At 42.3% G+C, this 12,731-nt stretch carries 11 protein-coding genes; 1 reads left to right on the forward strand and 10 read right to left on the reverse strand.

From position 1 onward, the window contains the following. Positions 1 to 159 precede the first annotated feature (159 nt). Positions 160 to 645, reverse strand: coding sequence for a redoxin domain-containing protein (locus LOR49_RS08020; RefSeq protein ID WP_338021132.1), 486 nt, complete (start codon positions 643 to 645; stop codon positions 160 to 162). Between the two features lie 91 nt (positions 646 to 736). Between LOR49_RS08020 and LOR49_RS08025 the strand changes: the two genes are divergently transcribed. Then, positions 737 to 916 carry an H-type small acid-soluble spore protein gene (locus LOR49_RS08025; RefSeq protein ID WP_240375897.1) on the forward strand — a complete coding sequence of 60 codons (180 nt, stop codon included), beginning with the start codon at positions 737 to 739 and terminating at the stop codon, positions 914 to 916. Between the two features lie 63 nt (positions 917 to 979). Here the strand turns inward: LOR49_RS08025 and LOR49_RS08030 are convergent, their stop codons facing one another. From LOR49_RS08030 to LOR49_RS08070, 9 genes are all read right to left on the reverse strand, one after another. Beyond that, positions 980 to 1,525: a biotin transporter BioY gene (locus tag LOR49_RS08030; RefSeq protein ID WP_240376082.1), complete on the reverse strand. Its 546-nt coding sequence runs from the start codon at positions 1,523 to 1,525 to the stop codon at positions 980 to 982. Between the two features lie 231 nt (positions 1,526 to 1,756). Further along, a complete protein-coding gene (gene nhaC / locus LOR49_RS08035) occupies positions 1,757 to 3,208 on the reverse strand; it encodes a Na+/H+ antiporter NhaC (RefSeq protein WP_240375898.1) in 1,452 nt (483 codons plus the stop codon). 31 nt (positions 3,209 to 3,239) lie between these two features. Further along, positions 3,240 to 3,878: a GNAT family N-acetyltransferase gene (locus LOR49_RS08040; protein WP_240375899.1), complete on the reverse strand. Its 639-nt coding sequence runs from the start codon at positions 3,876 to 3,878 to the stop codon at positions 3,240 to 3,242. A 288-nt stretch (positions 3,879 to 4,166) separates the two neighbouring features. Then, positions 4,167 to 5,606, reverse strand: coding sequence for a Na+/H+ antiporter NhaC (gene nhaC / locus LOR49_RS08045; RefSeq protein ID WP_240375900.1), 1,440 nt, complete (start codon positions 5,604 to 5,606; stop codon positions 4,167 to 4,169). A gap of 95 nt (positions 5,607 to 5,701) precedes the next feature. Beyond that, on the reverse strand, positions 5,702 to 6,337 hold the full coding sequence (locus LOR49_RS08050; protein WP_240375901.1) for a GNAT family N-acetyltransferase: 636 nt from the start codon (positions 6,335 to 6,337) through the stop codon (positions 5,702 to 5,704). A 192-nt stretch (positions 6,338 to 6,529) separates the two neighbouring features. After that, positions 6,530 to 7,954 carry an NAD-dependent succinate-semialdehyde dehydrogenase gene (locus LOR49_RS08055; RefSeq protein WP_240375902.1) on the reverse strand — a complete coding sequence of 475 codons (1,425 nt, stop codon included), beginning with the start codon at positions 7,952 to 7,954 and terminating at the stop codon, positions 6,530 to 6,532. A gap of 118 nt (positions 7,955 to 8,072) precedes the next feature. Continuing rightward, positions 8,073 to 9,188, reverse strand: a complete 1,116-nt coding sequence (locus LOR49_RS08060; protein WP_240375904.1) for a C45 family autoproteolytic acyltransferase/hydrolase — start codon at positions 9,186 to 9,188, stop codon at positions 8,073 to 8,075. Positions 9,189 to 9,225: 37 nt separating this feature from the next. After that, positions 9,226 to 10,587 carry an aminotransferase family protein gene (locus LOR49_RS08065; RefSeq protein WP_240375907.1) on the reverse strand — a complete coding sequence of 454 codons (1,362 nt, stop codon included), beginning with the start codon at positions 10,585 to 10,587 and terminating at the stop codon, positions 9,226 to 9,228. A gap of 452 nt (positions 10,588 to 11,039) precedes the next feature. Further along, on the reverse strand, positions 11,040 to 12,560 hold the full coding sequence (locus LOR49_RS08070) for a bifunctional GNAT family N-acetyltransferase/carbon-nitrogen hydrolase family protein (RefSeq protein ID WP_240375909.1): 1,521 nt from the start codon (positions 12,558 to 12,560) through the stop codon (positions 11,040 to 11,042). Positions 12,561 to 12,731: the final 171 nt, after the last annotated feature.

Here is a 12,731-nt window from a genome sequence, read left to right on the forward strand (position 1 = left end):
CTTCCTTCCTTGCCACAGGATAGAATATTCAATATACTCTTTATTTATCATAACATATGATCCAGAATACTTTTAACCGAATTAGCTAGCAGGTAACCGCCGGCAATCCATGAAAAAACGGAATCACCTGTCGAGAACTTACAGGGATTCCGCTGAGACTTACAAACGATCGCATTCATCTAATATTTTTACGTAGCTTTCCTTTTTTTCCGCATCAAAGCTTGTATTTTTATAAGCAATGGTCCCGTTTTTATCAATAAGGAAGCAGGACCGAATCGCGATCTCATCCTTATCATTAAACACGCCGTATTTTTTCACTGTTTCTTTATGCCAGTCAGCTAAAAGAGGGTAAGGGAGTGTCCCCAGGCTTGACTCAAAAACGTTTTGTGAATAGATATGATCACAACTGATGCCAAGCACTTCTGTGTTTCTCGCTTTCAATTTTTCATATTCCTCTTTCCAAGAGGTCAGTTCTTTAATTCAGACCGGGGTGAAATTCAACGGATAAAACATGATCAACACATTTTTCTTACCCTTGTAATCCGAAAGTGCAATGTCTTGTTTAATCGTAGAAGGCAATGAAAATTCAGGTGCTTTTTCGCCAATTTCTAAACTCATACGTCCCCTCCTTTTTGTTCGTACCATTATTATTCCACGAGACTAAAGAATGTAATCAGATTTATACATTTTAGAAAAACGCACATACTGTCAAAGGTAAAGAAAGGAGGGGACAACTATGAATACAATGCGTGCTCAGGAAATATCTGAATCACCAGTTATGGCCAACGTCACCTATGACGGCACCCCAGTTTACATTCAAAAAGTTGATTCAGACAATAACACAGCACGGATTTATGCCCTGGATGATCCTGACAATGAAGTAAGTGTTCCCTTGGATCAACTGGTAGAGCAGTAATCGTGAAAGTGCAGCATCGGCCGGTTGTCATGAGCCGGCCGATCTGTGCGTATTTTTAAATACTTACGCGGCTGGCTGTTTTGGGGGGTCTTGCAACAACTTTGCCTGAATCAACCGCTTTCTTACGGTTATTCCAATCCAGCTTGCTAAAAATGCTTTGATGAGACCAACAACGATGAAGGGATAAATGCCTGCCGCAAATGCTGCCGGCCAGTCTAACCCTAACACAAATTTTATTTGAACCGTCCCGCATGCTAATGTAATCAACATGCCGACTATGTTGGCAATCAGCGCCATTTTAAGATTAAAAGCTGTTTTCTCCAGAATGAGGCCTGTAATCAATGCAGTTAATATAAAACCAAAAATATAACCGCCGGTGGGACCGACAAGAACTTGGAGTCCCGCTTTCGCCTCCGCAAAGACAGGCAATCCTACCGCTCCTAATAGTGTATAACAGATCATGGAAAGTGCCCCGTACCTGCTTCCAATAATCGTAGCTGTCAGCCCTACAGCAAGCGTCTGTCCACTGATCGGTACAAGCGGCAGAGGAATAACTAGCTGAGATAATACTGCAGTCAATGCTGCAAACATACCTGCTATGATCAGCATCCTCAATTTACTTTGGTTATGTAACAATTTCTCCACCTCTTTGTTAACTTTATTTTTATTAACGTTAACATAAATTAAGATGACCGACAAGTAGATTTTTTTGAATAAAATGAACAGGCAGTTCACACAGGCGAGGTTACCGGATCACACTTGATAAGAAACTACCAAAAAAACAATGGCCCACGTTACGATGGAAGCCATTGTTTTCTAAGTTATTTATTTATCGACGATTTACATACTTTTACGTTCGGTGGCGACTACGTCATTCGTATCTACTGTTTTATTTTCATGAAATCCTTCTTCGTATTCAACGCTAAAACCGGTGAATCCGTAAATAATAGCAAACACAGGGCTTAACAGACATAGAAATGCAAACGGCGCATAAGAGAAAGCGCTTACACCTAACGTAGCGTACATGAAGGCGCCACATGTATTCCACGGTACCAGCGGAGATGTCATCGTCCCGGCATCCTCAACGGTACGCGATAGATTTTTCATTTTCAAGCCGCGTTCTTTGAATTCCTCCGCATACATACGCGCTGGAATAATGATTGCCAAATACTGATCACAGCCGATGATATTAGAAGCGATGGAAGTAGTAACAGTAGTTGAAATTAAGCTACCTGTTGACTTTACCATTTTCATTAAGCTGTCTACGATTGCCTGGAAAAATCCTACCGTTTCAAGTAATCCCCCGAAACTCATAGCCACAAGTATCAATGATATTGTCCACATCATGGCTTCTATCCCGCCGTTATTAAGGAGATTATCCAGCACTTCCATACCTGTTTCTGCTGCATAACCGTAGTACATGGAACCAATCGTTTCACCTACCGGTACCCCTTGGACGAGTACAGCACATACCGCCCCCATTAAGGAGCCGATGGCAAGTCCAGGCATTGCCGGAACCCGGCTGATCATCATCACAATTACAATTGCCGGGACAATTAAGAGCCAGGGTGTGATTGTATAGATATCGTTTAAATTATTTTGCAGCAGCGTAACTTGATCGATGCTCGAGCCCTCGTTTGAAACAAAAAAGCCTAACACGAAATACAAGATGAGTGAAATAACTAACGCAGGAATCGTTGTAAACATCATATGCTTGATATGCTCAAATAGCTCTGACCCTGCCACGCCCGGGGCAAGATTGGTGGTCTCTGACAATGGAGAAATTTTGTCACCGAAGTACACACCGGAAATGACAGCTCCTGCGGTCATTGCAGCATTCATTCCAAGTCCTTCCCCTACACCCATTAAAGCAATGCCGATCGTCCCCGCTGCAGTCCACGCGTTACCCGAAGCAATCGCAACAATACTAGAAATAGCACATGCAGCAAAAAGAAAATATGTCGGCGATAATATCTCTAAACCATAATAAATCATCGTCGGCACGATTCCGCCGGCAAGCCAAGTGCCGATTATCATACCAATAATCACCAGAATCATAACAGCTTGAAGAGACAAGGTAATACCTTTAATCATACCGCTCTCAATTGTTTTCCACGTGTAGCCTAATGACAGAGCAACGACAGCAGCTACAATGGCACTCAGAAATAATGGTATATGGGGATCTGCCTCATAGTAACCAATTCCAACGATGAGCGCTGCTATCATAAACACGATAGGAATTAAAGCAATAAGAAGCGTTGGCTTTTTAGGATCATTTCCTTTTTGCGTCATGTGTTTCCCTCCCAAATTGTAATTATCCTGGTTATTTCTGAATATTTTTCCATTCCATTAATGCTGCATATTCGCATGACTCTTCGTCACCCGGCAGATAGTTTTTAAGAATCCGTAAAAACGTAAACCCATTATTTAATTGAAACGTCATCACCGGATCATAGATTTCCCGGGCCACTACTTTTTCTGCATATTCTTCCGGAGTCAGATGTTCCTTGTATTTGTAGTAGTAAGGAATCCGTCCTCCAAGTAAAATACTTTCTAAACCGAGCTCGCGGCATAATTCCCGGCGCGCTTCATAAAGCTTTTTTCCAATTTTTAAATTCCGGTAATCTGGATGAACAATCACCTCAATACCGTATAAATGGCCGGCAGCGGCATCATGATTACGAATATAGCCTTCATCGCATATCTCATCAAACACATGGTCTCTCTCCCACGCCTCCCGGGTAACCATCAAACTTCCTGAAGCCCCCACAATCTTTCCGTCATATTCCACACACCGCTGTCCTTGTGGAAAAATGGTAACCTGGCTTTCGTAATGCTCTCTTTTAAAAGCAACATCTTTTCCGAAACCATCCATAGCTAGTTCACGAATGGCTGGGATATCCTTCGCTTCAACAGGACGAACAATGATGCTTTTTTCTTGTTGTAACGTGTGATGATTCATTTGGAACACTCCTTCTTAGTAAGATAGAAAACGCTTACACCTGTATAATGCAATTGTTGTGCCAATTTAAAATATTTTATAAAAACAATTAATTCCCTACGTGTTTCGTTGAATTTTACATGCGAGCGATTACATATTAGACAGAAAAAAGCAAGTAACCAGCCAAAATCCAGTTACTTGCTATGATTTTTTGCATAAATTATACCATTGCGCATAAGCGCGAATTAGCACAAAAAAGCCAGCAGGACTGCCCTGAGGTACTTAACCTACAAGGACAGCCTGCCAGCTTTATTCTTTCGTGCTTGCTACTTCTGCTTTCGCAGTCTCATAATCTTGCTTACTATCCTCAAACTCGATGCTGAAGCCGGTAAATCCATAAATAATAGCGATGATTGGGCTTAAAATACAGAGAAATGCAAACGGTGCATAACTGAACGCGCTTACACCCAACGTCGCATACATGAATGCTCCACATGTATTCCAAGGTACAAGCGGAGAGGTCATTGTCCCAGCATCTTCCACCGTTCTCGAGAGGTTTTTCATCTTTAATCCTCTCTTTTTATACTCTTCTGCATACATACGTGCCGGAATAATAATCGATAGATATTGTTCACAGCCTACTACATTGGCAGTAATAGACGTAGCCACCGTAGTAGAGATCAGTCTTCCGGTTGATTTTGCGAGTTTCATTAAATTTTCCACAATTGTGGTAAAAAATCCTGCTGTCTCTAAGATACCGCCAAAGCTCATTGCAATAATAATGAGTGAAACCGTAAACATCATTGCTTCAATACCGCCATTATTCAGTAAATTATCCAGAATCTCTACACCTGTTTCAGCAGCATAGCCATAGTACATCGCCGAAATTGTCTCTCCAACAGGAACTCCTTGAACCAATACTGCACAGATGGCTCCAAGCAAGGCACCGATCGAAAGTGCCGGAATAGCGGGTACTTTACTAATCATCATAATGATAACGATTGCAGGCACAATTAAAAGCCATGGGGTAATAGTGAATAATTCTGTCAAATTATTTTGCAAGGAAGCTACCTGACCTAAATTAGAGCCATCTCCAGATGAAACGAAACCCAAAATCAAATAGAGTATCAACGAAATAACTAATGCAGGAATCGTCGTAAACATCATATGTTTAATATGCTCAAACAGCTCTGCGCCCGCTACACCTGGCGCCAAGTTTGTCGTCTCTGAGAGTGGTGATATTTTATCACCAAAATAAACACCTGAAATTACAGCACCTGCCACCATCGCAGTGTTAACGCCTAAGCCTTCTCCGACGCCCATTAAAGCAATGCCTATGGTCCCAGCTGCCGTCCAGGCATTCCCCGCAGCAATTGCAACAATACATGCAATTACACAGGCTGCGAATAGAAAATAAGTAGGTGATAAGATCGTTAGACCATAGTAAATCATCGTTGGAACAATCCCGCCGGCTAGCCACGTTCCAATAATCATACCGATGATAACAAGGATCACCACAGCTTGAAGGGCTAAACTAATTCCTTTGATCATTCCACTCTCGAGTGTTTTCCATGAATAACCGAGTGACAATGCTACAATGGCTGCAACCACACCACTGAGGAAAAGAGGAATATGTGGATCGGCACCGTACTTAGCTATTCCGACGAACAGTGCAACCACCATAAAAACAATGGGAATTAATGCCACTAGGAGTGAAGGCCTTCTTCCTTCTTTTGTTTCAGTTGTCATATAGATTTCCCCCTGCTGAATGTTTCATCAATTTTCTTAGATGATTAAATGAAGTCCTACTTTGAGTAACCGCTTGCTAAAAAGCAAGCAGCTCTTTATTCATTTCTCCATTCCATGAGTGACGCGTTCGTGCAAGATTCTTCGTCATCAGGTAGATAGTTCTTCAAAATACGAAGAAAAGTAAAACCATTGTTGAGCTGAAATGTCATCACAGGATCATAGATTTCTTTTGCTGTCACTTTCTCCGCATATTCTTCGGGTGTATACTGATCAGCATACTTATGGTAGAAAGGAATTCGACCCCCAATAATGATACTTTTCAATCCAAGTTCTTTACAGAGTCTTTTGCGTTCTTCGTATAGCTTTTTGCCCAGCTTAAGATCTCGGTAATCAGGGTGCACCACTACTTCAATTCCGTATAAGTGTCCACCATCTGGGTTGTGATTGCGAATGTAACCTTCATCACAAATATCATCGAATGTGTGTTCTTTCTTCCAATCTGCTTCTGCAACAATCAAGCTTCCAGATGCACCTATAATTTTCCCATTATATTCAATACAACGCTGTCCTTCTGGAAAGATCTCCATCTGACTTACATAATGTTCCGGGTCGAAGGCAACCCCTTCTCCAAAACTGTCTACAGCAAGCTCCCAAATAGCTTGGATATCTTTTTTCTCTACTTCCCTTACAACTACCTGCTCTTCTGTTTTTGCGTCCATCTGTTTTTCCATGTTGAAAACGCTCCCTTTTTGATGTGAAACATGAAGAGACGGGGGCTCACAAGAATAAAACAGGCTTCCATACTCTGTTCTGCCCCGTCTCTTCGTGCTGCAAAAATTGCTCAAGAATTCATCGCTTTTATAACTATTTGAAATTAAAACTAATTCCATAATTCGAATTCGGTATTTAAGAAATTGATTACATTAAAATAACTTAGCATTGGTTCGAATTGATACGAACTTTTCTTCCATAAACTCATGAAGTCCGGACGTACCGCCTTCTCGACCAATCCCGCTTTCTTTCATACCGCCAAATGGGGCATGCGGCACAATCGGAGCAGGGTCGTTAATGCCTACCATGCCGTAATCAAGCTGATGCATCATCCGCATTCCCCGTCCAATATCATTCGTGAAGCAATAACCCATTAAGCCGTACTGCGTATTGTTCGCACGTTCGACGACCTCTTCTTCTGTTTGAAACGTAAAAATGGGGGCAACCGGACCGAAAGTCTCCTCTTTTGCGATTGTCATCTCGTCAGTCGTACCCGCAAGGACGGTAGGGGCATAGAAATAACCTTTCGTATCTTCTAAACGTGAGCCGCCTGTTACTACTGTCGCTCCCGATTCCGCTGCTTTTATGACTTGCTGCTCTACTTTGAGAAGAGCTGCTTCGTTCACAAGAGGTCCCATGTCTGTGTCTTCTTCCATTCCATTGCCGACTTTCAATTCACCAACGGCTTCGGCGAGCCGCTTGCTAAATTCATCTTTAATGGATTCTTGAACGTACACTCGATTCGTACTAATACAAGTCTGGCCGGCATTTTTAAATTTCGTGCCAATTACGGAAGCCACGGCATCATCCAGATCAGCATCATCAAAGATAATAAATGGGGCATGGCCTCCTAATTCCATGGAAACTTTCTGGACGTTCTCCGCTGCGTTTCGCATTAACAGCTTTCCAACATTGGTAGAGCCGGTGAATGTGATTTTCTTCACGATTGGATTGCTTGTCATTTCCTTGCCAATGGCTTCGGCATCTCCGATCACTAGGTTGGCTGCACCAGCTGGCAAGCCTCCACGCTCAAAACATTTGAATACTTCTATCGCACACTGCGGAGTCGATGGTGCGGGCTTGAGGACAGCCGTACAACCGGCGGCTAAAGCAGGCCCGAGCTTCCGAGTAATCATCGACACTGGGAAGTTCCAAGGGGTGATCGCTCCAATGACGCCGACCGGTTGGCGGAGGACCATTAATTGTTTTGCCGTATCAAGAGCAGGAAGAACTTCCCCATACACACGCTTCGCTTCTTCTCCGTACCATTCAAGGTATGCTGCCGCAGAAACTACCTCTCGACGAGCATCGGCAATAGGTTTCCCCATCTCATTTGTTATTGCTTCGGCAATAGGAGTTTGTGCTTTCAGTAATTCGGCAGCAATATTTAGTAGTATCTTTCCTCGCTCATTCCCTGAAAGGGCACGCCATGTTTTAAAAGCTTGGTGGGCAGATTGGATGGCTTCTTCTGCCTCTTTTTGACCACCTATATATACTTCCCCAACTGCCTCTTCCGTAGCTGGATTTATGATGGTTTCTTTCTGATTTGTCTCTATCCATTTACCGTTAATATACACCTTGTCATCTCCCCCTTACTTGCTCAAAAAGAGCTGCTTCCTCTTAATGAGCGCACTTCCGTCGCTCACTGAGAGTAGCCGCATCCCTCACTGTATACGTTGCTTCTTAAACCGACATTTAATCAGCGGTCTGTCTTTCTTCTTTGCGTTTTACTGAGTATTGTTCAAATGGCTTATGGGCTGGCATACCGTCACAAACATAGATATTGTTTTCAGTCAGATTCATCACAATACCAAATACTGTTTCCATTCGTCGGTGAACGGGCGCTTGTTCATTGACGTAATGATTAATGGAGTTTGGCGCGTTAAACGTATCACTCAGCCACGTCTTAAACGATTCTTCTGTAATCGCTGTCTTATCTTGAATTGCCTGCGCAAGCAGCTGCTCAGCTCGGCGTTTTCTAATCTCTGAATCGCTATAGCGCAAATTGTTCCCTTCTCCGACTTTCATTTGAATCTCCTGGGAACAGATGTGATTCGAGTGGACACCATGCGATGCTTCCTCATTAGTGATGGCTATTCCAAACGGGGACACTTCCACATGGAAAGCCATACCACGATGTTTTCCTTCGCTGTAACCGATCATGAAATTTGCCGCTGATGCCATTTGTCCTTCTTGGATTTTGGCAAATGCTTCATGAAGCGAAGCCGAATCCAATATCGAACGAAGCCCTAGATGAATGGGGACGCCATCTGATTTCTTCCCGGAATGCAGGGCATTAAGGCCAACTCCCAGTGCATGTTCATTACAGCCGATTTTACCGATGATGCCACCTTCTGTGATCATTAGAATGTTTGGCCTGTCTTCCCTTTCAATGTTCAACATGAGCAAGCTGTCTTTTTGAGCACTTTTCCAATCCCAGTTCTGCCCAATAATCGTATCTGCTGTCAGCGGGCTGCACGTACTAATACTCGTACAGCCGTCGCTAAAGGAGGTGTGGGCGTTGCCGGTAAGTGCAATTTCGCTCCGTGCATTTAAAGCTAAGATATCTTCAAAAGCAAGACCGGCGCCTTCGGCAACCCCTTCCATTTCCTCCAGTAATGCAGGGTCAAAGGCCTCGATTGCGGGCATGTGAATTTTAGCCCGCTCTCGTACCTTTTTCCAGTCAATCCCTTGATAATCATAAAAAAGGCGTTCATACGTTTCCATGCTTTGTGCAATTTGTGCCTTTCCCTGCTCTCCATGCTGGCGGCCAATTTCCCTGGCACTTCCCTGCAAGTTCAAAACTTTCATTCTCGTTCATCCTTTTTAATTGTAGTCGTACTATCTATTATGCTTGAAAATTCACTAATGCGTCATCCATGATGGAGACCATCTTTTCGATTTCCGGCTTGGTGATAACGAGAGGTGGAGCGAGTGCAATAATTGCCTTTCCATCTGCTGCTCCCAACGCGCGCAAGATTAGGTTTTTCTGGAAGCAATCTTCTACATACTGAAGCCCTGCTTTTTTGTCCGCTGCAAACCGTTTGCCACTTGCACTATCTTCGAATAATTCAAACGCTCCCATTAAGCCTTTATTCCTCGTCAGACCCACGGTAGCATGCTTTTCTTCTAAATAAGCAAGCCCTTTATTCAAGACTTTCTCCATTTCTTTCACATGGTTTACAAGATTCATTTCTTCCATGATTTCCAGGTTCCGAATACCGACAGCACAAGCCATTGGGTGCCCGCTGTACGTAAACCCGTGGGCCATCACTTGGCCAGAGGTATTAATTACTTCTTTCACTTTATCATGAATCATAACGGCACCTAATTGTGCATACCCGCTCGTAATGCCTTTTGCAAGTGACATTAGGTCAGGAACAACATCCCAATGGTCCACTGCAAACTTTTCGCCCGTTCTACAGAAACCGTTGATCACTTCATCCGCAATAAAGAGAATGTCAAATTCATCACACAAATCTCTCAGCGCTTCAATATATCCTTCTGGAGGCATATAGACACCGCCTGAGCCTTGTACCGGTTCAATAATGATCCCGGCAATGGTGTCAGCTCCTTCCGTCTCAATCAAATGGCGAGCCGACTTTTCAAAATCCGGATGGGAGCGGTCGCCCTTTTCGCATTCTGTCAAATGTGCGGTTGCATGGTAGACTTCGGGCATTTCTGTTCCAGCAAAACGGTGGAACCCAGGGATTGTTGTTGCTGTACCCGCGCCAATCGTCACGCCATGGTAACCGTTCACAAAGGAAATGAATTTGGTTTTCTTTGGCTGTTCCTTTAGCTGCCAATAGAGCCGAGCTAACTTAAAAGCAGTGTCATTGGCTTCCGAACCACCAGAAGTATAGAAAACTGTGTTTAATCCCTCAGGAGTCCAATCTGCTAATTTCTTTGTCAAGCGGATGGCTGGTTCATTCGAATAGCCTGCAAAAGAGGAGGCAAACGCAATTTTGTCCATTTGCTCCTGGGCTGCCTTACCTAATTCTTTGTTTCCGTGGCCTAAGTTCACATTCCAAAGCATCGAGATTCCGTCAATGTAAGAGTCGCCATCAGTATTTTTTACATAAATGCCATCTCCGCTTTCAAAAATCATCTTCGGCAGCTGGCCCGGAATACTAGTTGGGTGTAGATAATGTTGAACGTCAAGCTGTTCAAGATCATGAGTCAATTGGTTTTTAACAGGTGCTTTTTGCATGTATAATTCCTCCATTTCAAATATGGCAATAGTGTTTGTGTTTTCACTTTTATGTAATATGCAACATTTGTGCCAACTTAATCTAAATCAATTTTTTTAATTCTAAAACGCTTACAAAACAAGTAATGCGGTCACTAAAATAAATGTATCTAGACTTTATTGAAGTGATTCTACAATGCTTCCATATCTTTTTTTATGCTTTTTAGCATAATATAGTTGTTTATGCATACCAGTCCAGAAATCAAGTTGTATGTAAACATCTTAAACTCATGTTTCTCAAATAAATGCAACTAAAAATCTTACAGTTATACATTCATTTTTATTATACCTTATTATCTATGACTCTACCTATTTATGCAAAAAAACATAAATAATGGGCCGTGCCCTACATTTTAAACGGGACTCTTCGACAAATAATGTCTGAGAGCCCCGTACTAGTTAATCGATTTAATTTAATAAAGATCTGTGCGCCTATCAGAAAGCGGTGTCACGGTTCCAATTTTCCGATCACGACGAATCAATTCCAAGTCGACATCACTATGAAGAACCATTTCAACATTTGCGTCTGCTTCGGCAACTACCCCGTTATGTCCAAAGCTTAAATCAACTGGGGAAAATATCCCGGATTGAGCGTACTGTGCATTCATCCGATACACGCCGGTTATATGTCCCGTCATTCCTGCGACCACTGTGTATACTTGATTCTCCACTGCACGCGCTTGGGTACAGCAGCGGATACGCGTGTGACCTTGCTGCTCTTCCACTGTATAAGGAGCAAATATTATATCAGCTCCTTGATCCACGGCTATTCGTGCCAATTCTGGAAACAGCATATCGTAACCAATCAGAATAGCCACTTTTCCGCAATCAGTATCGAAAACCTCCAGTTGGTTACCCGGCTTAATCCCCCACCATTTTCGTTCATCAGCTGTAATGTGAAGTTTGTACTGTTTATCAATCTTGCCATTGCGATGAAACAAGAAAGAAACATTGTAAATATCGTCACTTTCTTCAACGAAATGGGAGCCGGCAATTATATTAATACTGTAGCGAAGAGCAAGTTCTGAAAACAATTTCATGTAGTCATCAGTATACGTTGTCAATGTGCGAATTTGTTGACTAGGAACCTTTTCATTCAAGAATGATAGAAGCTGCAAAGTTAGCGCTTCCGGCAATACTGCAAAATTGGAGCGTTTCTTCGAAGCTGCATGAATGAAATATTCACACCGCTTCGCAAACTCCTCGAATGAGTGAATCTCTGTTAGTCCGTACTGAATGGCTGAAATTCGTGCCGGTATCGCATGCTGGTAATATTGCCGTCCTTCTGGGACATAATCGACGTTTTTCCACTCCAATATAGTAGCGTACTTTAAAGATGCTTCGTCCTCCAGCAAATAATCCGCTTTAACTCCTCTAATCTCAAACCCATTCATTAATTGAAAAACAAGAACTGGGTCGTATATTTTTTGGTCTCGTACTTTCTCGACGTACTCCTCAGCAGTCATTTTGTCCGCATATTTATGGTAGTTAGGTATCCTTCCACCAAAAATAATGCTTTCTAAATTTAATTTTTTACAAAGATTTCTACGTTCTTCATAAAGACGTCTGCCGATCTTCAAGTGCCTGAAATCAGGGTGTACAACCACGTCGGTACCGTATAAATGTTTTCCTTCCGGGTTATGGTTGGTAATGTAGCCCCCACCGGAAATCTCATCAATAGAGTGGTTATCACCATAATCATCATAATTAACGATCAAGCTTGAACTGGATCCAATAATTTTTCCATTGTATACGACACACATTTGCCCCTCAGGGAATAATCGGATATGGCTCTCATAGTGTTTTTTCTCAAATGCGATATCGGGGTTGTCAAACCCAAGCTGGGCAATTCGTACAATCTCATCAATATCTTCCTTCTTTATTTCACGGATAACAATTTCATTTTCAAAAGCCGAAATGTCTGTTTCCGTCATAATATCTCATGTCCCTTCTACTTTTATACGAAATTTTTCTTTATACCACGATTCAACTTCACCATTCAGTACAGTTATTAAAATACGGACGATTTTTTAATTTAATTTAATTTAATTAAATTCTTAAGTGCTTAATTAAAAACACGAATGATCATATGGTAATTACGTTTA

This window comes from Bacillus piscicola (assembly GCF_022458745.1).
Taxonomy (GTDB): domain Bacteria; phylum Bacillota; class Bacilli; order Bacillales; family Marinococcaceae; genus Alteribacillus_A; species Alteribacillus_A piscicola.